At 36.5% G+C, this 25,751-nt stretch carries 18 protein-coding genes; 12 read left to right on the top strand and 6 right to left on the bottom strand.

Going from position 1 to position 25,751, the window contains the following annotated elements; genetic code table 11:
• Positions 1-198 precede the first annotated feature (198 nt).
• On the top strand, positions 199-1,626 hold the full coding sequence (dnaA, locus tag AEQSU_RS00005) for a chromosomal replication initiator protein DnaA (RefSeq protein WP_014780791.1): 1,428 nt from the start codon (positions 199-201) through the stop codon (positions 1,624-1,626).
• A 70-nt stretch (positions 1,627-1,696) separates the two neighbouring features.
• Here dnaA and msrB read toward each other — a convergent pair whose 3' ends face one another.
• Entirely contained in the window at positions 1,697-2,251 is a 555-nt protein-coding gene (gene msrB / locus AEQSU_RS00010) for a peptide-methionine (R)-S-oxide reductase MsrB (RefSeq protein ID WP_014780792.1), read from the bottom strand.
• Positions 2,252-2,484: 233 nt separating this feature from the next.
• Between msrB and AEQSU_RS00015 the strand changes: the two genes are divergently transcribed.
• A complete protein-coding gene (locus AEQSU_RS00015; protein WP_014780793.1) occupies positions 2,485-3,096 on the top strand; it encodes a hypothetical protein in 612 nt (203 codons plus the stop codon).
• Between the two features lie 145 nt (positions 3,097-3,241).
• Here the strand turns inward: AEQSU_RS00015 and tamL are convergent, their stop codons facing one another.
• A complete protein-coding gene (gene tamL, locus AEQSU_RS00020; RefSeq protein ID WP_042491530.1) occupies positions 3,242-5,497 on the bottom strand; it encodes a translocation and assembly module lipoprotein TamL in 2,256 nt (751 codons plus the stop codon).
• A 10-nt stretch (positions 5,498-5,507) separates the two neighbouring features.
• The gene (locus AEQSU_RS00025) at positions 5,508-10,625 is read right to left on the bottom strand and encodes a translocation/assembly module TamB domain-containing protein (RefSeq protein ID WP_014780795.1); all 5,118 of its coding nucleotides are present in this window, start codon (positions 10,623-10,625) and stop codon (positions 5,508-5,510) included.
• A 230-nt stretch (positions 10,626-10,855) separates the two neighbouring features.
• Here AEQSU_RS00025 and AEQSU_RS00030 point away from each other — a divergent pair, with 230 nt between their 5' ends.
• Both AEQSU_RS00030 and AEQSU_RS00035 read left to right on the top strand, forming a co-directional pair.
• Positions 10,856-11,380 carry a YceI family protein gene (locus AEQSU_RS00030; protein ID WP_014780796.1) on the top strand — a complete coding sequence of 175 codons (525 nt, stop codon included), beginning with the start codon at positions 10,856-10,858 and terminating at the stop codon, positions 11,378-11,380.
• Between the two features lie 198 nt (positions 11,381-11,578).
• Positions 11,579-12,454, top strand: a complete 876-nt coding sequence (locus AEQSU_RS00035) for a pirin family protein (RefSeq protein WP_014780797.1) — start codon at positions 11,579-11,581, stop codon at positions 12,452-12,454.
• Between the two features lie 56 nt (positions 12,455-12,510).
• Here the strand turns inward: AEQSU_RS00035 and AEQSU_RS00040 are convergent, their stop codons facing one another.
• The gene (locus tag AEQSU_RS00040; RefSeq protein ID WP_014780798.1) at positions 12,511-13,128 is read right to left on the bottom strand and encodes a Crp/Fnr family transcriptional regulator; all 618 of its coding nucleotides are present in this window, start codon (positions 13,126-13,128) and stop codon (positions 12,511-12,513) included.
• A gap of 127 nt (positions 13,129-13,255) precedes the next feature.
• Between AEQSU_RS00040 and AEQSU_RS00045 the strand changes: the two genes are divergently transcribed.
• The 8 genes from AEQSU_RS00045 (at position 13,256) to AEQSU_RS00075 (ending at position 23,057) form a co-directional block, all read left to right on the top strand.
• Positions 13,256-13,804 (top strand): ExbD/TolR family protein, encoded by a 549-nt coding sequence (locus AEQSU_RS00045; RefSeq protein ID WP_014780799.1) that lies wholly within the window; start codon positions 13,256-13,258, stop codon positions 13,802-13,804.
• A 44-nt stretch (positions 13,805-13,848) separates the two neighbouring features.
• Entirely contained in the window at positions 13,849-14,160 is a 312-nt protein-coding gene (locus tag AEQSU_RS00050) for a DUF6660 family protein (protein WP_014780800.1), read from the top strand.
• A gap of 115 nt (positions 14,161-14,275) precedes the next feature.
• Positions 14,276-18,622, top strand: coding sequence for a CusA/CzcA family heavy metal efflux RND transporter (locus tag AEQSU_RS00055; protein WP_014780801.1), 4,347 nt, complete (start codon positions 14,276-14,278; stop codon positions 18,620-18,622).
• A gap of 5 nt (positions 18,623-18,627) precedes the next feature.
• Entirely contained in the window at positions 18,628-19,812 is a 1,185-nt protein-coding gene (locus AEQSU_RS00060) for an efflux RND transporter periplasmic adaptor subunit (protein ID WP_014780802.1), read from the top strand.
• A 4-nt stretch (positions 19,813-19,816) separates the two neighbouring features.
• Positions 19,817-20,230, top strand: coding sequence for a Fur family transcriptional regulator (locus AEQSU_RS00065; RefSeq protein WP_014780803.1), 414 nt, complete (start codon positions 19,817-19,819; stop codon positions 20,228-20,230).
• A 52-nt stretch (positions 20,231-20,282) separates the two neighbouring features.
• Positions 20,283-20,459: a hypothetical protein gene (locus tag AEQSU_RS16725; RefSeq protein ID WP_014780804.1), complete on the top strand. Its 177-nt coding sequence runs from the start codon at positions 20,283-20,285 to the stop codon at positions 20,457-20,459.
• Between the two features lie 13 nt (positions 20,460-20,472).
• The gene (locus tag AEQSU_RS00070) at positions 20,473-22,422 is read left to right on the top strand and encodes a heavy metal translocating P-type ATPase (protein ID WP_014780805.1); all 1,950 of its coding nucleotides are present in this window, start codon (positions 20,473-20,475) and stop codon (positions 22,420-22,422) included.
• Positions 22,423-22,499: 77 nt separating this feature from the next.
• Positions 22,500-23,057 carry a DUF4256 domain-containing protein gene (locus tag AEQSU_RS00075; protein ID WP_157429227.1) on the top strand — a complete coding sequence of 186 codons (558 nt, stop codon included), beginning with the start codon at positions 22,500-22,502 and terminating at the stop codon, positions 23,055-23,057.
• Positions 23,058-23,116: 59 nt separating this feature from the next.
• Here AEQSU_RS00075 and AEQSU_RS00080 read toward each other — a convergent pair whose 3' ends face one another.
• Positions 23,117-24,382: an MFS transporter gene (locus AEQSU_RS00080; RefSeq protein WP_014780807.1), complete on the bottom strand. Its 1,266-nt coding sequence runs from the start codon at positions 24,380-24,382 to the stop codon at positions 23,117-23,119.
• A 72-nt stretch (positions 24,383-24,454) separates the two neighbouring features.
• Positions 24,455-25,069: a YqaA family protein gene (locus AEQSU_RS00085; RefSeq protein ID WP_014780808.1), complete on the bottom strand. Its 615-nt coding sequence runs from the start codon at positions 25,067-25,069 to the stop codon at positions 24,455-24,457.
• Between the last annotated feature and the right edge of the window lie 682 nt (positions 25,070-25,751).

The raw sequence follows: 25,751 nt of genomic DNA on the forward strand, positions 1-25,751 counted from the left end.
TTATTAAAGAAAGTTTTTTTGTAGTTTTATCGAAAGGGAAGTATGGCGAAAAAAAACTAATAATTCAACCCCATTATGGTTTTTTTTATAACTTTTTTGTTCACATATTTGCACTGTTAATAAATTGTCTGGATCCTCTCCATCCGCTATTTTTTAGCCACACCTTTTTAAAAAAAAATATAATCAGGAATTTTAATTATGAGCAAAACTGCGGAAACGGTTTGGAACAATTGTATGACTTTTATCGAAGATAATATTACTTCGCAAGCATACAAAACATGGTTCGAGCCTATTAAGGCAGTAAAGTTAACCGATAATGCACTTAGCATTCAGGTTCCTAGCAAGTTTTTTTATGAATGGCTTGAAGAGCATTACGTTAAAATTTTGAAAGTTGCCCTAACCAAAGAGTTAGGAACTAGTGCCAAATTAGTTTACATCATTAAGATGGAAAACACCTACGGCAACAAGCAACCATTTACCGAAAAAATACCGAGTGCTAACCGAAGCAATCTTCGCTCTCAAGAAGTTGATGTGCCTTTGAAAAACAAAAGCCCAGAACTGAAAAATCCGTTTGTTATTCCTGGTATTCGCAATGTTAAAATTGAATCTCAGCTTAACCCAAATTATAATTTTGAAAGCTTCCTTGAAGGCGAATCAAACCGTTTGGCTCGTTCTGCTGGTTTAGCGGTGGCAAACAAGCCTGGAGGAACTTCTTTTAACCCTTTGCTAATCTTTGGTGGAGTTGGTTTAGGAAAGACGCATTTAGGCCACGCAATTGGTGTTGACATAAAAGATAAATATCCCGAAAAAACGGTTCTTTATATTTCTGCTGAAAAATTTACGCAACAATATATTGAATCTGTAAAAAAGAACAACCGAAACGACTTTATACATTTCTATCAAATTATAGATGTGTTGATTGTTGATGATATTCAATTGCTTTCAGGAAAAGCTGGAACACAGGATGTTTTCTTCCACATATTCAATCATTTACACCAAAACGGCAAGCAGGTAATCCTTACCAGTGATAAAGCTCCTGTTGATATGATTGATATTGAGCAACGTTTGCTATCCCGTTTTAAATGGGGACTTTCTGCGGAATTAAACCATCCAGATTACGACACTCGTGTTGCCATCATCAAAAACAAACTGTATCGTGATGGTGTAGAAATGCCAGATGATATTGTAGAATTTTTGGCGAATAACATTAAAACCAATATTCGCGAACTGGAAGGCGCCATTATTTCACTTATTGCGCATTCCTCTTTCAATAAAAAGGAAATTACAATAGAACTTGCCCGTAAAATTGTTGATAACTACGTGAAGCACACAAAACGCGAAGTTTCTATAGATTACATTCAAAAAGTGGTGAGTGATTATTTCCAAATGGATGTAGATACTTTACAGTCAAAAACACGTAAAAGACACATTGTTCAAGCGCGTCAATTGGCTATGTTTTTCGCGAAGAAATACACAAAAGCTTCACTTGCTTCCATTGGCTCACAAATTGGGCAGCGCGATCACGCAACCGTTTTGCACGCTTGTAAAACAGTTGATAATCTTTCTAGCACCGATAAGCAGTTCCGCAAATATGTGGAAGATCTTAGCAAAAAGTTGACCCTTTAATTTTCAATTCTTTTCGCATAAAAAAAACCTCTCGAAGGAGGCTTTCTAAACATAACTACAATTGAGGAATTTAGTCTTGCTTTACAAATTTTAGTGCTGCAGAATTCATACAATATCTTAAACCTGTTGGTTTCGGTCCGTCATTAAAAACGTGACCTAAATGCAATCCTGTTGCTTTTTCAACAATTTCATCCCTACTCATTCCCAGTGTATTATCTTTTACCCAAACCACGGCATCATCATTAATTGGCTTGGTGAATGAAGGCCAACCCGTTCCAGACTCAAACTTATCTTCACTACTAAACAACGGTTCGCCAGTTGCGGCGCTCACATAAATTCCTTTTTCGTGATTATCATTGTATTCATTATTAAAAGGTGTTTCGGTTCCTTTTTTTACCATAATTTGGTACTGTTCTGCAGTAAGTTCCTTTTTCCATTCCGCATCAGGTTTTGCTTTAGGAAATTGTTCATTCATCGCCATATCGCTTGAAGCATCCATAGTTTCCTCAGTAGTATTCATTGCATTATCAGTACTTTCCTTTTGATTATTCTGGCAAGAAACCTGAGAAAGACTAACCAACAATCCGAAAGAAAGCGTAATCGTTTTTAAAAAATAGATTTTCATAACTTTATTATTTTGCTTGATTTAAATTTGAAATATTCTGTTCTACTATAATATACGAAGCTTAAGTCGTGATGGTTTGTAAATGCTTTCTTAAAGGATTCATAAAATTATAAGAGTAAAAAACAATGATCTTTAGTAAAAATTCCTCTCTTTTAAGCTTTTCACAATACAAAAGATAATTTTTTAAATTTCCATTAAAATTTATAACTTCGGAAATCATAAAATCCAAATCCATGTTCAGAAAATTACTCTTCATATTTTGTATTATTTTAAGCTACTCGTCTCTCTTTTCACAAGAAAGACCTATTGAAATCGTTGAAGAAGCAAAGGCCAATCGTCTTTTTTTGTATGGGTTAAATAAAAATGAAAAAGATTTAGACGTTTCCATTACAGTTGAAGGAACTAATTTTCGTCAAAGCAAGAGTGTTCCTAGAGCGGTACTTATTCCAGCCGCATCTAAGGTTCGGCTCGCCAACTTGATTGTTGAAAGAGGAAAAAAAGCAAATTATACCTATGACCTTAAAGTAAGTGATAGCCTTTCCCGACGCGCTTTGCGAAGAGAATCCGAATCAATTAAAATTGAACCTCGAAAAAAGATAATAGTTTATATTCCAGAAAATTGTACAACTTGTGATAGTCTAGTTTCTAGTTTAGACAAAAGTTATTATTTATATACTTCCAATCGTTTTTCTGAAAAACCAGAATTAAAAGCACAATTGGCCCCTGCTTTTGCAAACTCAACGGTAGATATAAATACTGCTAATGTTCCTATTATAAGTTTGAATGGGGTGCTATTTGCAACAATTCAAGACTACGATCAATTGCTAGAAGAACTCAATAAATAGTCTGCCGTAAACCAAAGTTTAATGAGTAAAAGAAAAAGACTGAAAGTCTTTTAAATTAGTGAAATTGAAAAGAATATCTATTGCGCAACTTTTATATTAACCCAATTTATTCGTGAAGATTCGTGCAATTCGTGGTTAAAAATTTTTAAAAAGGATAACCAATACCAAAATTGAAAACAGTTTCTTTTACATTAAAGTCAAAACCGTTTTCTTTTGCTGGATCGTGGAAAGGTGCCGCAAAATCAAAACGAATCACAAAGCCCTGAACGTCTACACGAAGGCCTACTCCTGCTCCCATTCCCAATTCATTTATAAAGTTTGAAGTGAATTTGTCTTTCCCTTCATAGGTTGGATTTGCTTTTGAATTCCAAATATTTCCAGCATCAGCGAAAACGGCACCCTTAAAAAAAGAAAAAATCGGGAAACGATATTCAACATTTGCCTCCAGACGAATGTTTCCAGTTTGGTCAAAATAATTGTTATCGGGATTATTCTCATCATTATAAGTGCCAGGGCCCAAAGAACGAATCCGAAATGCCCGGACGCTATACGGCCCACCAGAATAATACTGTTTCACATAAGGCATAACTTCCGAATTACCATACGGAAGTCCATAACCACCAAAGAGCCTTGTAGCAATAACTTGTTCCTTTCCAAAGTTGAAGTGATATCGCAAATCCACATCCATTTTAGCGTATTGCGCATATTCCAATCCTAAAAATTCCTTTCGTCCAGTACCGTTATCTTTTCCGAAAAGACTAACACTATTACCAGCAACATCAACCGTTGAATTCACGAAAAATTGATGTTTTCTTGCAGCATCAACCATACCGTTATAGGTGAAAGAATAATTGAGTCCTGAAATAAATTGTTGCTCAAAACTTCGCTTTAAAAATGGATTGTTGTTCAAAATGGTATCAAACTCCGGAGTGGAGTTTGAAAGTTTGGTGTAATTTATAGAAATTGGGATAATTTCGTGCGTAACGTATCTATTCGCCTGCCAAATGTATCCAAATTGCGCAGAGCCAGAAAGTAGCGCATACAGCTTGGTACGGCTTAGATAATCAACGCTTAAACTGGTTTTGGTTTTAGGAATAGAGTACTTAAAAAAGTCCGTATTGATTTTTATAGGAAAAATTACTCGTGGAAAAATAAGTTCAGGTTTTAACCCCACCTCAATACTCGTCTTTCCACTATTTCCACCACCGCCTGCTTGTACTTCATAGCCCACATTTGCTGTTATATTGAGGGTTTCGCCACCTTTAAATAAATCGCGATTGCTATACGTTAAAGCCAACCCAGGTCCGGCAAAGTTGTTAGACTTCGAAACTGCCTGTAATTCTGCTCTTAGCGCTCGTTTGTTCAAGGGAGAAAGAAATATATTCGCTTCCAAAATCCCCAAACTGTCGGAAAGCAAGGAATCCATTTCTTTATATTGAATGTTTACGAACTTATAAGCACCAATTGTGGATAGGCGTCTGGCAGTATTTCTCGAATTTTCGGGGCTGTAAAACTGGCCTTCTTCCAAAGTAATAAAAGGATCCAAATATTTAGGTTTGAAGAAATCTTCACTATTTATAAAATTCTTTTCGTTGAAACGCGTCACATCATTTACAGTGGAATCCTGCACATCATAATTTGCATAGACGTTAATTTTTGAAATTTTATAAGGAACGAGCGACTTTTTCGGCACTTCGTTTTTTAGTCTTAGAAATAAATCGAAACGTTTTTTATCGTACTGATTCGTATCGGCTTCAAAAATTAAGAATCCCGAATTGAAGTTGTAATAACCATTTCTCTTTAAATCACCATCAATTCGTTCACGCTCCTGCTTCATATTAGAAAGATCAAAACGCATTCCTTTGGAAAGTTTTGTGTTCGCAACACTTTTCTGTATTTCAGAATATACAGGCTGTTGTAGACTATCCAATTGATAACTTGCAATGGTGTATGGAGATGGTGCGGTAATACTATAACTGGCCGAGGCTTCCTTTTCCTTTTCCTCAATTTTTGAAGTGGCTTCACTATAGAAAAAGCCTCTGTTTTCCATTCGGTTTATTAAAATATCTTCGACTTCATAAGGTTTTACATCACTTAGATAAACAGGATTTTCGCCTAACTTTTTGTAAAGAAACCTATTAATGAAACCTGGTTTTTCCTCCTGCATCTTATAGTAATAATGAAGTCCTGGCCGCAATCCTAAAAATTTCTTGTTGGGTTTTGGGAGTAATGCTTCTTCTAGAACTGCTTTTAACTGATCCTCATTCTTTATGACAGAATCAGATTTTATTTCAACCGTAGCGCCTGTATATAATTTTTTACCGTCGGGAATGTATTTATCTACCGCGCAGGACTGGAACAACATAATTGCTGCAGAAAAAAGTATCGCTATTTTATACATAAATCTCACTTCAGTCTTTTTTAGTTTCAACGGAATCTTTCTTTTTTACTTGCTGCATTTTTTCAGCATCTTCCTTCTGCCTTTCTTTTGCTTCTTTTTCCTTCAGCTTATTATCTGCTTCTTTTTTGGCTGCTTTTTCCTTTTCAGTTTCTCCGCGAAGGATTGCTTCCCAAAGCTCATCAAATTTGTTGAATTCCTGTGTAAAAATAAGTGCTATTCCACTAACGATTGTCTGTCCGTCTATTACGTTTTCAAACTCATTTCTTCTAAAACCTTTCAATCTATATCTACCGTTTTCAGTAAGTAAATACTCCAAACTCACATTACCAATTAGCGGTGCGGGCTCGTTTGTGGAACTGCTTCCTTGTAAATCCACTTCGCTACCAACGCGCACAATTAGCCTATCGTTAAACAATTTTTTCTGGGCGGCAATATCAAGCTGGGTGCGTTCTTGCGGAGAATCACCTTGGTAATCTGTATAGCTGTCCAAACCAAAATCCAGTTCCACGCCAGTTTTGCCTAAAAGTTTATCAGAAAATGTATTCAGTTGATCGGAAAGTGCGTCGTTCAGGTTGTCACGAGCTACTGTTGCAAAACCACCACCACTACCATCACTACCAGGTTCTGGATAAAAACGGCTCAATACCAAGAGTGAAAAAACTTGCCTGTTCAATTCGTCTTCTTGTTGGTTTACTTGTTGTAATCTGCCATAAACTTGTCCGCCAATAGCTCCTTGCTCATCTTTGGGCATATCAAGATCAAAAGAAATTACTGGTTTTGTAAGCTCACCATCAACGTTAAGATACACATAAAACGGTAATACTTGACGGTATTTATTTTTAACGGAAGGATCAGAACCAGAACTTATCGGTGCCATTAATGATGATGCGGAGGCTTCCAATTTATAAATCGCTTTCACATCTAGTTTAGCGTCAAAAGGATCCCCGGACCAACTAACTCGGCTGCCTTTGGCCAGCTCAAAACGTCTTTTCACTAGATTATAAAGGCTCATTTCGTAATGTCCACCTTCAATTTCATAAACGCCGCTCAAGGTCATTCTTCCATTCGGATTCATGGTAAAATCGAAATCACCATCGCCAAAAACTTCAAAATTATCACCGGTTTCCTGATCTATAATTAGTGTGATTTTTGCGCTTTTTCCTATTTTCAGAAGTGCGTTTACGTCAAGTCCACTAAACCGTGTTGATTCCTGCTTGGTTCTCGTTAAAATTGCATCTGGATTTTCTCTGTTCACAAAAATTACCACACCGCCCCGCTCTTCAATCGCTACTGCAGATGATGGTAAAATGTAAGTAACATCTGTGTTATCATTTACAGTAATCCTCGCATCTAGCTTTGGAATTTCTAAATCGCCAGTCAGTCTGGCATCCGCATCAAAAGACGCTTTTCCGTACAGAAAATCGTTGTCTTCTTTTGAAGCGTTCAGCACCTGGAAATTTTCGGCATTCAATTGCAAATCGAAGGTTGGATTTATAAAACTTTCAGTGCCCACTTTCCCTGTCATCACTAATTGGTTCTGGTTTTCATCACGAATTGTGAAACTATCCATTGAAAGACCGTTGTTGTCAATTTTTAAAATTTCGTTTGCCAATGTGAAAGGAGCATTCAATTTAGTAACCGTAAAATCAGCATCGCTAAACTTTAAACTTCCTTCATATTTTGGCTCTGTAGGACTTCCGGAAACATCAAACTTTCCTGAGAAACTTCCATCAGCATTTTTTATTTCGCCCAAAGAAAACCCTTCAAGCGCGGTCATTTTGAATTTATTTATATCTAAATCCAGATTGAGTTTTGCAGCATTTTCGGTCGCAATGTAATCACCAGTTAAATCTAAATCTACTTCGCCTTCCTTTAATGCTAAATTGAAATCATAATTGTTGCCTCCTTTGGACTTTGCATCGACCGTAAGTTTGCCCAAATCGGTATCCAGCAGGTTTAATTTTTCTACGGAAAGATCTGCCAAAAGCCCAGAATTTCCAAAGGGTTCAACAATTGTAAGGTTTCCGTTTAAATTGCCGTGGGCCAGTTCTTTTTCAGGATTTAAATAATTTAGAATTTCACTTAATTTGAAATTTTCAAATGTAATAGCCGCGTGGTTTTGCGAAACACCCTTGAGTTTATTGGTTAGTTCAACAACTTCATCATTTCTGGTGAAACGAAAATCATTGAATTCAATTGTATTTTTCTTTAAAAGCATTTCATTGCTCTGCGGCGTTTCCCACTGGTTTCTATCCAGAATTAAATCTTCCGGCAAAATGTGAAAACGAAGCGCATCCTCAGTACCAGTAATTTGTGATTGAATATTGATTAAGGTACTGTCTTTAAAAGTTGAATTGAAACTCAAACTTAGTTCGTTGTTTTGCTGATTCCCTGTGATTTTAGTCTTTGGTATATTTAAGGGACCTCCTTTAAGTTTGTTGAAACCTAAATCGAAAACGAATTTTTCTTTGTCCGTATCCATTGTGAAAGCCAAGCTATCCAACTCATTACCAGAATAAACAATTTGTGGCGCTCTGATGTCTGCCTTTAACTTTCGTGCGGCTTCATCAAAATCGACTGCAATTTTTACGGTGTCCAGCTTTTGAACATTTACTAAAAACACATCATTTAAAACTGGCGATTCTACGATTCTACCACGAATTTTAAGCTTTACCGGATGAGTTATACTATCTGGAAGTTTTATGTTTCTTGAAAAATAACTTGAAATATGGCGTTGCACCGCAGTACTAAACGTTGCTGGATCAGTATTGCTTTCCAGACTAAGTTGCACAATTTTATTATCGAGCCAAATAGATGTGGTGTCGCTCCGAACGTGAGCCGTTGCTAGCACATCGCCCAGCAAATAGGTTTTATCATCATAAACCACTACTCCATCGCCAATGGTTGAAATAACATTAAAACCATCTTTGTTTCCTTCAAAATCTGCATCTAATTTTAGAGCGGTTCGCACATCGCGACTCATCAAGCCGAGCGATTGCAGATTTGCACCAATTATATTTAGATGGGCGCTCGCTCGATGCGCAACGGAATCCAAAACGATATCAGCATTCAAATCTATGTTAAGATTTTCGTCTTTGTATTTTGAAACAACATTACCTTTGCCATCCTTTATTTTACCAGTTATTGCCAAATCTTTAATGGCATAATTATTAAATTGAAAACTTGAAATGTTTGCATCCAAAGTAGCATCCATCATATTAATATCGCTTCCAGAACCATTAGTTTTTATGGTTAAACTTAACGCTCCGAGTTGATCGTTTTGCAGCAATTCATTGAGGTTATAATCTTTTATTTCAATATCGGCATCAAACGCAATTTTTGAATCGTTTTTGAAGTGTCCATCAATGATTGCAATTCCTTGTGAGGTTGTGAGATTCGCTTTTGCATAAACGTCTTTTAAATCGCCTTTTGCACTTCCTTTAAGCGAAACATCCTGCGGCAAGCTAACTCCTAAATCCTTTTCACTGACGAATTGGATTAAATCGCTCTTTTTGGTTTGTGCGGAAAAACGGGGAATATTAAACTTTAAGTTGTCAGGATCTGTAGCGTTTTCGATAAGTCCATTCGCAGAAATACGAGTCGTGTTCCCCCAGCGGACATTCAAGTTTGGAATTTGTATTGCTGAAAGATAACCTGAAGCCTCTACGTTTCCTGAAACATACTTTTTGCTGAGCGTTCTTAAATATTCGTTCTTTTTAAGATCTGGTTGAAACTTGAAAACTTCTTTTAAATCAACTTGAAAGGAAGGAAAGTTCAGCGTAATTTTAGATTGGTCTGGCTTTTCAATTAAAGCTGCTAAACTTGGGAAATCCAACCGAAGTTTTCCGCTGAGATTGTTATTATTTAGCATCATTTTTAAATCGTTTACTTCCAGAAAATTATCTGTAGCATCAAGATTTAGCGCCATTTCTTTAAGGTTCAATCCAGAACCTTCTTCAAATGTTAGTGTTTCAAGCTGAAATCCAGCTTTTTTATCTTTTAAAAACACATCATTCGCTTTCAAATTAAAATTTTGAAGCGCGATTGCGTTTGGATTGAAAACATCCTTTTTCACTTCATTCCCTCCAACGAAATAACTGATATTATTTCCTTCCAAATCAATATCTGCAATGGCAATTTTGAAATTTGGCCATTCAAATTGTTGAATATCTTCCTTTATATTGTCTTTAACTTCTTCGGCTTTTTGAGTGATACCGTTGGTTTCGGTTTCAGTATTTATTTTGACGATGGAATTTTTCAAACGGAAATCGCCAATTTCAATGTCATTGTTCGTTAAATCTGCTTTAGGCAATTTAATATATAAATCTGAAACTTCAAGATTTGCAGCAATTCTATCTCCGTAAGATTGATAATCTACAAAAACATTTTTGAGCGTCAGTTCATCCAAAGCTAAGAAAGGCAATGGAGTGTCTTCCTTCGGCGTTGGCGGAACGGGAGATTGAATGTATTTGATTCGGGCATTGGTAATAGAAGCTTCGGAAGCACGAAAATCCATTTTCTCCAAATCGGTTGTCTTCATCTGAAGATTAAGTTTTCCAATTTGAAACTGACTGTCAATTCCCAAAACGGCATCATCAAAAACAATATTGAAATCCTTGAAATTAATCTCACCCAAAATAATTTTCATCGGTGCAGCAGTAGTATCTGTCGCAACTGTAGTTGTGTCTGGTGAAGCGAAAGCATCCACCAAAAACTGAAAATTGTAACCGTTCACAGAATCCTTTCGAATAATATTCGCGCGAAGGCCTTCCCAATCCAAATAATTCACGCCGACCCCGTTACCACGAATGATGGGAAGCAAAGGAACATCAGCTTCCAACGATTTTGAATAAACCAGAGTATCACCTTTTTTGTCTTCAAGATAAAGACCTTTCAGCATTATATTACCGTCAAAAGTGATGAAGAGTTTCTCTATTTCAACTTTGGTGTTGGTTTTATCAGTTACATATTTAACGGCGCGTTGCACGATAATATCCTGTCCCCAAGGGCTGCGAATGAAGAGCACAAGCAGAATGAACAGGATTATAAGAACCGCGAAAATTCTCGCAATGATTCTTAAAAACCTATACTTTCTGGGTTTTTTCTTTTCTTCTTTTTTCTTTTCCAAAGCAATTTTTGGTAGGCTTCAAAAATATGAAAAATCCACACTATAATTGTGACTTATCGCACTAACTATGTGCCATTTCGCATAAACTTGTGTTAAAAATGAATAAGGCAGAAATTGGTTTTACAATTTAATATTAGTCAATTAAATCATTTCTTATCATACATCAATGTGAGGATTTGTTAAGCGCCCTACTTTTGCCTTGTAAATAATTACAAACTAAAACTATAACTATGAGCAATACTTTGAACACAACTTGGAAAATTGATGATACACATTCAGAAATCAATTTCAAGGTGAAACATATGATGATTTCAACCGTAACGGGCAGTTTTAAAAAATTCGAAGGAAGAGTTGAAACTTCAAACGAAGATTTCAAAAATGCAAGTTTTTCTTTTTCCGCTGTAATTGATTCTGTAAATACGAACAACGGCGACAGAGACAAACATTTAAAATCTGACGACTTCTTCGGAGCTGAAAAATTTCCAAAACTTAGCTTCAAATCAAAATCATTTGATGGTGAAAAAATGGTTGGTGATTTAACCATAAAAGGAGTATCCAAAGAAGTAACTCTAGAAACAGAATATAACGGAACCGCCGTTGATCCTTACGGACAAACCAAAGCAGGTTTTGAATTTGAAGGACAAATAAGCCGTAAAGATTTTGGCCTTACTTGGAGCGCTGTAACCGAGGCAGGAAGTATTGTTGTGAGCGATAAGGTAAAATTGATTGCTTCACTACAATTTATAAAACAATAAATTTTAAAAATTTTACTGTTCCCCCTTTTTTGATAATCGGGAGCTTCGTTTATTATAAATGAAGTTCTCGATTTGAATTTTCACAAGTCTCTTTCCTCTTCGCTGATTCCAATATACAAAAAGCAGTTCTTAACATACATCAATGTAAAACAATCATTTAGAATGTATTTTTACACTAGAAATTAAAAACAATTTAAAATGAAAACACGACACATAGAACGCGTATTAACACCACCAAGACCACATATGGTTGGTGATGGCTTTAGAGTTCACCAATATATCCCTTCAGGAATACAGGAAGGTTTTGAACGGATGGATCCATTTATTATGATGGATTACAATAGCAAGTTTTACTTCCCTCCCACTGATCAACCTCGTGGTGTGGGCGTGCATCCGCATAGAGGTTTTGAAACTGTGACGATAGCTTATAAAGGAAGTGTTGCACACCACGATAGCAGCGGGAATAGCGGTGTTATTGCCGAAGGCGATGTGCAATGGATGACGGCTGCTTCTGGAATACTTCACAAGGAATATCACGAAGAAAACTTCAGTAAAGCTGGTGGCGATTTTCAAATGGTGCAATTATGGGTAAACCTGCCTGCAAAAGATAAAATGAGCGCACCAAAATATCAAGGCATCACAAATGCTGAAATTAAAAAGGTGGAATTGCCAGATAATGCAGGTATAGTTGAAGTAATTGCTGGAGAATTCAATGGCGAAAAAGGACCCGCTTTCACTTTTACACCCGTACACATGCTAAACGCTAAATTGAATAAAGGTGGAAAAGCAACTTTTAGTTTCCCAGAAAACTACAATACAGTAATTTTGGTTATTGAAGGAAATATAAAAGTGAATAATTCCGAAGAAATAAACACGGACGCACTTGGACTTTTTGCAAATGATGGTGAAGAATTCACGGTTGAAGCAAAAGATGATGCAATCGTTTTAGTATTGAGCGGCGAACCTATAAATGAACCGATTGCCGCGCAAGGCCCATTTGTAATGAATACTCGTGCGGAACTTGTTCGAGCAATGAGCGATTTCAATATGGGGAAATTCGGGTATTTAGAATAAACCATTTCATAATTTTAAACGAAGGACTAATTTTTTAATTAGTCCTTTTTTTTTGCTCAACTTGTTTTGAAATTTTTATGCGCCAATTCTTTTCGAACACGGCTCAAACTTTCGGGCGTAATTCCCAAATAGGAAGCAATCATCCATTGGGGAACGCGAAGCAATAAATCTGGGTACATTTCAATAAAATTTAGATAGCGTTTTTCCGCAGTAGCGCCCAATAATAAGTTGATCCGCTTTTGCATTTGGCGGATGTGGTTGTGTAGTAGTTTATCATTATAGCGGCCAAAAACAGCGCTCACTTCGGCTGCGTGGCACATAAAATCTTCGGCTATGAAAACAGTTTCCGTATCTTCAACAGCCTCAATATAACTTTCCGAAGGATCATTAAAATAAACGCTGCTTCTATCAACTATAAACCAATTTTCGGGTGCAAACTGAATTACGTGTTCCTTTCCACTTTCATCTAGCATATAAGAGCGCAACAAGCCTTTTTCTACAAAAAAAGAATGTTGACACACATCTCCTTTTTTTAAAAGAATGCTTCCTTTTTCATAGGTCTTTCGCTTAAGAGGAAAAGATAATTGTTCCGCTTCAGCTTCAGCCAGACCAACGGTTTTCATTAAATAGGAAGTGAAATCTTTTGGAATTATAAGGTTTTCGTTTTTAATCATTTTAGAGAATTGAAAATATGAATTACGTTTAAAATTAAACTATTCTTTTGAAACGTGTTTCCGAAGCTGAAAAAACTGTGGCACTTTTTTTGTTTTAAAAAATATTCAACTTAAAACCCTTTCAATTATGAGAAATTCCATGCCCTCCGTAAATGCCGGCAGTATGTCCGACATCGCTTTTTTACTTTTGATTTTCTTTTTAGTAACCTCGATGATTCCAAACGATAAAGGAATTGCGAGAGACCTTCCGCAAGCTTGTCCGCCTGGAGCAGACTGCAACATTCCTTTAAAAGAAAATAATATTTTCACCATTAATGTAAATGAAAAAGGTGAAACTATGGTTAATAAAACATTTACTAATATTGAAGATCTTAAAGATCAATTAAAAAATTTCATTGATAACAATGCAGACAAATCTTGCGCTTACTGCAAAGGCGAAGAACTTTTAGATGCGTCAGACAATCCAAAAAAAGCTTCTATTTCCTTGACAATTCATCGTGAAGCTCCTTACCAAAGTTTTATTACTATTCAAGATGAAATAGCAAAAGCATATTTTGAATTACGGGAAAATTATGTTTCCGAAGTTTTAAAAACCACTTCTAAAAATATTACCGACCAAGAACTTAAAAAGATGCAAGAAGCTTATCCTTTTAGGATCATTGAATCTACGTTATAATATTTTGCAACACCATTGCATAACATTTTCTCTATATTTGCTCAGTGAAAATTTTGGCAATCATATTATCTGTTTATTTCTTGGCACTCAATTTTGTGCCCTGTAACGATATTGAGCCTGCTTCAGGTGATTCTCAAATTGAAAAAATAGCAGATTACAATAACGATCATAATCACGAAACTGCTGATCTTTGTTCACCTTTCTGCCATTGCCAATGTTGCCAAGTACCCACTATTGATAATAATACAATTGTTTTTGAACCGTTGACTCAAACTGTTTCAAAAGAACCTTTCACACATTTCGAAAGCTTTTGGGAAGAAATCCCCAATGCCTTTACACAACCTCCTCGAGTTTAATTCAGTTTTTATAGGATAGCTATATCCTGTTGTGATCTATTTTCTTGATCACTTTAATTCGTGCATTGTTCCAAACATTCGCACTGAAATGTTCAACTGAATTAAACCTATATTCATGATTAATAAAATCATTGATTTTTCAATCAATAACAAATTTATTATTGGGCTTCTCACCCTTGCTTTAATTCTGGGAGGAATTTGGAGCATGATGCAAGTACCAATAGATGCGGTACCTGACATCACAAACAATCAGGTACAAGTAATCACCCAATCGCCAAATCTTGGTACTGAAGATATTGAGCAATTTGTAACCTATCCAATTGAAATCGCATTAAGTAACCTTCCGAATGTGAAGGAAATTCGCTCGGTTTCACGTTTTGGACTCTCTGTAGTTACTATTGTTTTTGATGACAAAATTGGAACCTATCTTCCGCGGCAATTGGTTTCAGAAAAACTTCCTGAAATCCGCTCTCAGATTCCTGATGGTTTTGGAGAACCTTCTATGGGTCCAATTTCTACTGGCTTAGGCGAGATTTACCAATATACTTTGGAAGTGAAAGAAGAGTTTAACGATAAATATTCGTTAACCGAACTACGAACTATTCAAGATTGGATTGTGCGCAGACAAATGGCGATGGTTCCTGGAGTTGTTGAAGTAAACGCTTTCGGTGGAAATAAAAAGCAATACGAAGTTACGGTAGATCCAAATGAACTTTTGGCTATTGGAACCACTATTTCAGAAGTTTACGAAGCACTCGAAAATAACAATCAAAATACAGGTGGTGCCTATATTGAAAAAAACCACCAAGCAAATTTTATTCGTGGTGAAGGTCTCGCAAGAACTGTTTCCGACATCGAAAATATTGTTGTTAAAAACAACAACGGTATTCCAATAAAAATAAAAGACATTGGTGAAGTTACCATCGGAAGTTCTGTTCGCTACGGAGCACTTACAAAAGACGGTAAAGGAGAAGCTGTCGGCGGAATGATTTTAATGCTGAAAGGCGCCAACTCCAACGAAGTAATTGAAAAAGTTCGGGAACGTATGGAGCAAATCCAAAAATCCCTACCTGAAGGAGTTTCAATTGAACCATTTATAGACAGAAGTGAACTCATTGCAGAAACCACTGGCACAGTGAAAAACAACCTCTTGGAAGGAGGTTTAATTGTAATTTTTGTTCTAGTGATTTTATTAGGAAATTGGCGCGGCGGATTGATAGTTGCTTCTACAATTCCGTTGTCATTATTGTTCGCCTTTATATTAATGAATGTTTTTGATGTCTGGGCAAACTTGATGAGCCTTGGCGCCATTGATTTCGGAATTATTGTGGACGGAGCGGTCATTATTGTTGAAGGAACCGTTTTTATGCTATACAGATATGTAGCAAAAAAGAAAACAGTTACTAAAGAAACAAACGACGAAATTGCAGCGAAAGCATCAAAAAAAATGATGAATACCGCTTTTTTTGGGCAGTTGATAATATTGATTGTTTTTCTTCCAATACTCGCTTTGGAAGGGGTTGAAGGAAAAATGTTTCAACCCATGGCGCTGACTTTTATTTTCGCAATGATTGGTGCAATGATCCTTTGCCTTACTTATGTTCCGATGGTTTCAGCACTTTTTCTTCGCGCTCCAAAAAATGAGGAGGATCAACATAAAGGATACGGAAATCGGTTTGTACGTTGGACGGAAAATAAGTATGAAAACTTATTGGTAAAATCGCTTAACAAAGGAAAAATTATAATCGGCTCCGCAGTCGTACTTTTTGCGCTAGCAGTAATCGTTTTTATGCGAATGGGTGGAGAATTCATCCCGCAATTGGATGAGGGCGATATAGCTTTTCACGCACTTTTGAAACCTGGAAGTTCCCTAACCGAAACCATTGAAACCACCACAAAAATTGAAGGAATTATAAAGGCGCAATTTCCTGAAGCCGAACATGTTATTAGTCGTATTGGCGTAGCAGATGTTCCCACAGACCCTATGCCTATGGACATTGCGGACGTTTTTGTAATTCTAAAGCCTACCGATGAATGGACTTCAGTAAATTCAAAAGAAGAACTTCTCAAAAAAATAAAAGAAGCGATTAGCATCCTTCCTGGGGTGAATTATGAATTTACTCAACCTATTGAAATGCGCTTTAACGAGCTGCTTACTGGCGTTCGTGAAGATGTTGCCATTAAACTTTTTGGAGAAGATTTGGACATTCTTGCCAGTAAAGCGGAAGAAATGGGGAGGCTAATTTCAACAATTCCAGGAGTAGGAGATATGAAAGTTGAGGCAACTGAAGGGCTGCCGCAGATAACCATTAACTACAATCGCAACAAATTGGCGCAATATGGTTTGGAAATAAATAATCTCAATAGCATCGTGCAAGCCGCTTTTGCTGGCGGCCAAGCAGGAGTGATTTTTGAAGGCGAAAAACGTTTCGATTTGGTTGTTCGTTTAAAAGCTGAAAACCGGGCAAGTATTGAAGACCTTCAAAATCTTTTTATAAACCTCCCCTCTAATGCACAGATTCCACTTCGGGAAATTGCGGAAGTTAGCTATGAACCAGGTCCAATGCAGATAAGCCGTGACAATACAAATAGACGGACTTATGTGGGAATCAACATTCGCGACCGTGATGTAAAGTCGGTTGTGGAAGACATCCAGAAAAAACTAGATGCCGAATTTAAATTGCCGCCTGGCTATTACATTCGCTACGGAGGTGCTTTCGAAAATTTGGAACGCGCCAGCGACCGATTGAAAACCGTTGTTCCCATTGCGTTAATACTAATTTTCGTACTTATCTATTTCGCGCTAAAATCTTTCCCGCAAACACTGATGATTTATTTAGCTATTCCAATGGCAACAATTGGCGGGGTTTTCGCGCTTTGGTTGCGCGATATGCCTTTTAGTATTTCTGCAGGAGTTGGTTTTATTGTGCTTTTTGGCGTTGCAGTTTTAAATGGATTGGTGATGATTAGTGGCTTAAACGAACTAAAAGATGAAGGTGTAACAAACTTAAAAGACCGAATAATTCAAGGTACTAAGAGAAGGATTCGCCCTATTATGCTTACTGCTTTTACAGATGTTTTGGGGTTCCTTCCAATGGCAATTTCAGCTTCGGCTGGAGCTGAAGTACAAAGACCGTTGGCCACCGTAGTTATTGGTGGTTTGCTCACTTCTACCCTACTCACGCTATTCATTTTACCTATATTTTATCAATGGGTTGAAAAGCGTTCCGAGAAACAGAAGATAAATAAAAAATGGATTCCTGCAACTGCTATTTTGGTATTGCTATTTTGTTTTCCGCAGAAAACTTTTTCACAACAAAAGCAGGATTCTATTCCAGTTATTTCTTTGGAAGAAGCTGTGAAAATTTCCAAGGAAAATTATCCGATGTTGAAAGCTTCACAATTGGAAATTCAGAAACAGCAAGCCTTGAAATCTTCCGCATATAATTTCGGAACCACTGATATTTTTACAGGAGGCGAAGAAATAAACGAAGAAAAAGGAATTTACACCACTATTGGGATTGGCCAATCCAACATAAATATTTTCGGGATTGGCGCTAAAAGGAATTTACAGGAAAAACGCATCGCACTTGCTGAAGCATCTTTTGGACTTTCTGAAATTCAAGTAGAAAAAGAAGTGAAAATGGCTTGGGCAGAAGCTTTTCAGAATAAAAAAAGACTTCAATTATATATTGAATTGGATTCTATTTATAATACTTTCAGTAAATCTGTGGAGCTCAATTTTGAAGTGGAAGCTATTTCAAAACTAGAATATTCGGCGGCGAAAAACCAAGCACTTCAAATAAAAAATAAAAAGCAACAAGCTTTCAGCGATTATAAAGTTTCCTTGCAACAATTGAATATTTGGTTGGTTGCTGAAATTTTTTATAGTGTTCCTGATGAAATGAATGAACAGAATCTTTCAATTTTAAACAATGATTTCGATTTAAAGAATCATCCTGAAAACCTTCTTTCACAACAACAAATTGTTGAAGCTGAAGCCGATTATAAAGTTGCAAAAGCCGATTTATTACCCAAAATAAATTTACAAGGAGGTTTGCAACAAGTGAATGGCCAAAGCGGTTTTTACAGTTATCAAGCTGGACTTTCGCTTCCTATTTTTGCAGGTACAGGCAGAAGTCGCGTAAAAGCTACAAAACTTGAATCTGAAATTGCCCAGACAAACGCTTCATTTAAAGAAAAACAGCTGGCTTCAGAATATAAACAAGCCTTTCAAAATTATCAGAAATGGCAACAATCTTGGAATTTTTATAAAACCGAAACATTACCATTGGCAAGCGAACAGCGCAAAGGCGCTTTGCTCGCATATAAAGAAGGTGCGCTGGATTACGCTGCTTTTACCCAACTAATTCGAGATGCCATACAAACCGAAATTGATGCGCTGGACTCTTTGGACAATTATCTTAACGCATTATTTGAACTTCAATATTTTAAAAATTAATTATTATGAAAATTTCAATTATATATAAATTAGCTGCCCTCTTTTTATTCTTCGGAATAATTTCTTGTGGTGAAAAAAAGCATACTGACGATCATTCTGAAGAAGCAATTGAAACAGAAGAACACGCAGAAAATGAAGTGATGCTTAGCGCACAGCAATTTGAAGCGCTTCAAATGAAAATAGACACGTTATCAAAAAGACCAATGAGCGGCTATGTTGAAGCAAACGGCGAATTGGAAGTGCCACCACAAAATGAAGCAATAATCACAGCGGTGGTGGGTGCAAATGTTACATCTATTAAGGTAATAGAAGGAGATAAAGTGAAAAAAGGGCAGATTGTAGCTTACTTATCACACCCTAATATTGTTGAAAAACAAACTCAATATATGAATGCTTATAGCAATACCGTATTTTTGAAAAAGGAATACGAGCGTCAACAAAAACTGTATGATGCTGGGGTTGGTTCAGGGATGAATTTTCAGAAAGCCGAAGCAGATTATCAAGCTTCAATAAGTATGGCAAAGGGTTTGGAAGCGCAGTTACAGCAATTAAATATTAGCACTTCGGGAGTTCGCAATGGAACAATCTACCAACAGGTTGGTGTGCGAAGCCCTATTGAAGGCTCGGTTCAATCGGTTTCTGTAAAAATTGGGCAGTTTGTGGAACCTCAAACCAATATGTTCGAAATTATTGATACTCACCACGTGCACGCAGATTTAATGGTTTTTGAAAAAGACGTGAATAGAATAAAAGAAGGTCAAACTGTGAATTTTACAGTTCAATCCCTTCCGGGGAAACAGCTTTCAGCGATCATTTATTCCATAAGCCAAACTTTTGAAAAGGACCCAAAAGCAGTACACGTTCACGCCGAAATTGAAAATAAAGAAGGCGATTTAATTCCCGGTATGTACATTCAAGGAAGAATTTCAGTTGAAAACACGGTTCCTTCGATTGCAATTCCAGAAGGTGCCATTGGAAAGGATGGTGATAAATTTTATGTGTTTACCGTTAAAAAAGAAGGCGATGCATGGAGTTTTGAACCCGTTGAAATATTTAAAACATCGCAAGATGGGGAATGGGTTGGAATCAATTTCCTAAATAGTATAGCTCCGAACACACAATTTGCATACAATAATGCATATTATTTACTTGCTGAAATGAAAAAAGGTTCAGCCGAACACAGTCACTAAAGTTATGAGCGAAATAGATAAATTATTGCAGAAAAACGACGTGAGGCCAACCGCGATGAGGGTTCTTGTTTTTAAATTTCTTTTAGAAAAAAGAGCTGCAGCTGCGTTGACGGATATTGAAAATCACTTTGATCAATCAGACAGAACCACACTTTATCGCACCATAAAAACTTTCGAGGAAAAAGGAATTGTCCATCAAATTGACGATGGTACTGGAATTGCAAAATATGCGCTCTGCGAAGAAGGTTGTAACTGCGAAATTGAAACTGATCTTCACCTTCATTTTCATTGCAATACATGTGATGAAACGATTTGCTTAACAGAACATAAAATACCTCAAATCAATCTACCTGAAGGGTTTATCGCAGAAAATGCAAATCTAGTAATTAAAGGGATATGCGATAAATGTTCTGCTTAATGCACTTCCATTGCATCGGCTAATTAAATAACTTGCATTAAATATTAAACTTATGACCTGGACCTTTGAAAATTTTAAAGCAGACCTCGACAACTTGACTCCACAGGTTCGCGAAAAAGCACTCGAAATTGCCCATCAATTAATGGAAAAAGGGGGTTTTTCTGAGGAGCAGGCTATCAAAAAAGCAATTGTAAAAGCAGAAGAATGGTTTCTGGATTCTGAAGGCTAATTAAAAAATTATAATGAAAAAAGAAAAAATTAAGCTAAGCGATTTAACCGCTGAGGAAGGCTGTTGCAGCCATGACCAAAATAAAAATACTGAAAATACAGCTTCAAAATTTAGAATATATCTTCCTGCAGTCATAAGTTTTGTAATGCTGATTCTGGGAATTGGCTTGGACTATTTTGAAGCATCTTTTTTTAAAGATTGGATTCGATTGATGTGGTTTGGTATAGCCTACATTCCCGTTGGTTTTCCCGTGATGAAAGAAGGTTGGGAAAGTATTTTAAAAGGCGATTTTTTCACGGAATTCTTTTTAATGACCATCGCTACAATCGGTGCTTTTGCAATTGGCCATTATGAAGAAGGTGTTGCTGTGATGCTATTTTACGCGGTTGGGGAATTATTTCAGAATTCAGCCGTGAAAAAAGCAAGAGGAAACATCAAAGCTTTATTAGATGTTCGGCCAAACGAAGCTTTAGTTTATAGAAATGAAAAATATGTTTCCGTAGCTCCAGAAAAAGTGCAGATTGGTGAGAAAATTCAAGTGCGTGCTGGCGAAAAAATTCCTTTGGACGGAAAGCTACTTTCTGAAAAAGCATCCTTAAACACAGCTGCATTAACTGGCGAAAGCAAACCCGATACAATTCAGAAAGGAAGCGACGTTTTTGCGGGAAGTATAAATCTTGAAAGTGTTATAGAAGTAGAAACCACAAAAGAATTTAATGACAGTTCCATAGCTAGGATTTTACATTTGGTTCAAAACGCCACAACGCGTAAATCCAAAACAGAACTTTTTATTCGAAAATTCGCTCGAATTTACACTCCAATCGTTGTGGTTTTAGCCATCGGGGTCACACTTCTACCCTACTTTTTTGTGGAGAATTATGTGTTTCAAGATTGGCTTTATAGAGCATTAATATTCTTAGTTATTTCCTGTCCCTGCGCTTTGGTAGTTTCTATTCCTTTGGGCTATTTTGGCGGACTTGGAGCTGCTTCAAGAAACGGAATTCTTTTTAAAGGCGCTTCCTTTCTCGATACCATTACACAAATAAATACGGTTGTAATGGATAAAACGGGAACAATAACCAAAGGAGTTTTCAAAATAAAAGAGATTAAGACTTATGATTCTTCGGAAACAGAAATGATGAATTCCCTTTTGGCAATGGAAGCACAATCCACACATCCCATTGCACGTGCCATTATGGAATATCAAGGAGCAGACAAAAGCATAAAAGCATCTGATGTCTCTGAAATTGCTGGAAAAGGTTTAAAAGGAATTGTAAACGGAAAAACAGTTTTGGTAGGTAACAAAGCGCTAATGATTTCCAACAATATTGAAGTTCCTTCAGAAACAGAAACAATTGTCGAATCTATTGTTATGATTGCAATTGACGGGAAATTTTCAGGTTATGTAACCATTGCAGACGAATTAAAAGACGACGCACATGAAGCTATAAAGCAAATTCGAGAATCAGGCATTTCAAACATAATAATGCTTTCTGGTGATAAAGCGTCAATCACGGAAAAGATAGGCGCCGAACTAGGGCTACAAAAGGCAATTGGTGGTCTTCTTCCAGAAGATAAATTGAAGGAAGTTGAAGCCTTAAAGAAAATCCCTGGAACCAAAGTGGCTTTCATTGGCGACGGTATAAACGACGCACCAGTTATAGCCGCGAGTGATGTGGGAATCGCAATGGGCGGGCTAGGAAGTGATGTTGCCATTGAAACGGCAGATGTAATTATACAAACCGACCATCCTTCAAAAATAGCAAGAGCAATAAAAATTGGCCGATCAACAAGAAGGATTGTTTGGCAAAATATCGCTTTGGCATTTGGGGTTAAACTGATAGTTTTAATATTAGGCGCTGGCGGCATAGCAACAATGTGGGAAGCTGTTTTTGCAGATGTTGGCGTTGCTTTTTTAGCAATTTTAAATGCTATTAGGCTTCAAAGAATGAAATGGTCTTAAAATTATTCTGAGGAATTTTAAAAAATACTTCTAAATTTATAGAGAATTGAAAACACCTGAAATTTATGTCTCTACAAATGCAAAGAAAATTATCAGCTGAAGAAAGTGAAAATCTTTTCAAAATATTAAAAACTCGTTTTGAAAAAAATAAGAATCGTCACGAAGGACTTGAATGGCCTAAAGTACAAGCAAAATTGGAAGCCAATCCCAAAAAGCTTTGGTCACTAGATATAATGGAAGAAACTGGCGGAGAACCAGATGTTGTTGGTTTTGATGAAAAAACGAAAGAATTTATATTCTACGATTGTTCCGCTGAAAGCCCGAAAGAACGCAGAAGTTTTTGTTATGACAACGAAGCGTTGGTAGCAAGAAAAAAATTCAAACCAGCGAATAGTGCAGTGGGTTTGGCTACCGAAATGGGCATCGAAATTTTAACTGAAGAAGAATATAGAAAGCTTCATACTCTAGGGAAATTCGACACAAAAACTTCCAGTTGGCTAAAAACTCCAGAAAATATTAGAAAACTTGGCGGCGCTATTTTTGGCGATTTTCGTTTTGATACAATTTTCATCTATCACAATGGCGCAGAATCTTATTACGGAGGAAGAGGTTTTCGAGGAGTATTAAAAGTATAATCGAATCACTCAGTCTAAAATTTACCAATCCCGAAGTAACGAATCACGAATTAGCGAATTCACCCTTTTTCATGTTCCTCCAAATCCTTTCGCAAATCCAGCTTTCGAAGTTTTGGGAAAAACGCTCCTGTTCCAAGAACGGTAAGAATAGTCATTCCACCTCCAAAAACCACGGCAGTTACTGTTCCCATTAATTTAGCAGTTAGTCCGCTTTCAAAAGCACCAAGCTCATTGGAAGAGCCAACAAACATAGAATTAACGGAAGCCACACGGCCACGCATTGCATCGGGAGTGCGTAATTGCAATATGGTTTGTCTAATAACCATTGAAATTCCATCAGTCACACCGCTTAAGAAAAGCGCAATTACAGAAACCCAAAACCACGTTGAAACTCCAAATATTATGATAGATATTCCAAAACCAAAGATGGCTGCAAGCAATTTATATCCAGCATTTTTATTTAGCGGAAAATGTGCTGAAGTAAACATAATTATTAATGCTCCAACAGCAGGGGCAGCACGTAGTATCCCAAACCCTTCCGGACCTACTTTAAGAATATCTTGTGCGTAAATAGGAAGCAGCGCTACCGCCCCACCAAAAAGAACAGCAAACATATCCAACGTTAGCGCACCCAAAATTACACGAGTGTTCATAACGAATTTTATTCCTTCTTTTAAACTTTTAACGATGGGTTCTCCAATGTTTGGGTTTAAAATAGGTTTCTTCGGAATTTGAAGCAACAGCAATAAAGCCATCAACGAAAAAGCAAAAACAAAACACATAGACCAGTGAACACCAATCCAATGAATGAAGAATCCTCCTGCGGCTGGTCCAACAACAGAGCCCATTTGCCAAACAGAGCTGCTCCATGTGGCGGCATTTGGATATATTTTTTTGGGAACTAATAATGAGAAAAGTGAAAATATAGTCGGTCCTAAAAATGCGCGAACAAGTCCACCTAGAAAAACCAGAAAATAAACTGAGTAAAGTACTGTATTAGTTGTGAGATCGCCGACAACTCTTGGCCATGTAAGCAGAAAAAGCCCGAGACTTACCACAGAGAAACCCAAAATACATTTAATTAAAAGTCCTCGTTTTTCAGATTGATCTACAATATGACCCGCAAAAAGCGCCATAGAAACTGCGGGAATAACTTCCATTAAACCAATGATTCCTAACGAAAGTGGATTTTTGGTAATGCTGTAAACTTCCCATTCTATTACAATAAACTGCATGCTCCACGCAAAAACCATCGCAAAACGAACAAAAAGAAATAGATTAAACTCCCGAAATCGTAATGCTGCGTAGGGATCGTTTTTCTTCATTTAAAAGAAATTGCTGTTTAAAGATGAAAAGTAGTTTCTTCCAAAGCAAAATGCTTCAGCATAACAAAAGTACTACAGCAAACTGAATATGGCAATGGCATAAAGATAAAACCTTACAAAACGAAGCAATCCAAAGAGTAGATAATTTCTGAATTTATAGTGAATCATACCAGCAGCCATACTTGTCATAGAATAAGGTATTGGCAACAAAGCACCAACAACAATCAAGAAACCACCCCATTTGCGAATTTGTTTAAGGTGTTTCTTCATTTTCCCTTCCATATAGTCATAAACTCGAGGAATGGTAAAAACCCATTTCCCGATGAAATAGGAAATAATACCTCCGATATAGGAAAGCGACGCCAAAATTGTTAAATACAAAATAGGCTCTGGCATTTTATCACTCCAAGCGATAAATATTTCCGGTGGAACCAACCCCAATAAAGACTCTGACGCTAAGAATACCAATAGAATATTTATTGGCGCGTATGTTTCTGTAATGTAGGTAAAAAGATTGCTGAAATCAATTACATAAAAATCCAATACAATTAAAGCAACAATTATCAGAACGATCGGAATGATTGCCTTTTTAATACTCTGGCCAACAAACGTGTAAAACCCAGTGTATTTATAATACAGGTGCGTACGCTTGAATTTGTTTGTTTCAGACTTTTTAATGGTATCCATTTTAATTAAGGGTGCAAAATATTTTAGAGCGCAAATATAAGACTAAAGCTGCTACACTACAATCTCATGGCAAAGCATTCACGGTTAATTGTTTGTTAAACACATTCAAACTAATTAAACAATAAGTAATCCAATATCTGTGCACCTATTCTCGATAGAGCTAGACAACGTGTTTATTAACCTTTTGTTAAATCATTACTTTGCATTACATAGTACTGTAACAAATCAAAAGCTATTGCGTCTTTTAAGTATAACCCAAAACAATAATTTATTATGAGAACATTAGACAGCAACTTATTAACCGAAAAAATGAAAACTTCAAAAGCTTATTCTTGGAATTTGAAAAGAAGATTTCGATAAAAATTAATTAATAATCATTAAAATATAAAAACCATGAGAACTTTAGACAGTAACCAACACACTCACAGACCCCAAAACTCCAAAGCATATAGCTGGAATATGAAAAGGCGCAACAAATAAGCACCTTAAGTTTAACCAAAAAACATATTAATTATGAATACCTTAAGAAACATTCAAAAACGCATTAAATGCGGCTCGCAAAAGCAACATACTTTAAATTATCTATTTGGAAACCAACATCTATTTGAAGATCCTACAATAAGAAAAACATGCAGATACACGTATTGAAACAAATAAAATCGATAAATAATTAGTGCTGGAT

It is taken from the genome of Aequorivita sublithincola DSM 14238 (genome assembly GCF_000265385.1).
Lineage (GTDB): Bacteria > Bacteroidota > Bacteroidia > Flavobacteriales > Flavobacteriaceae > Aequorivita > Aequorivita sublithincola.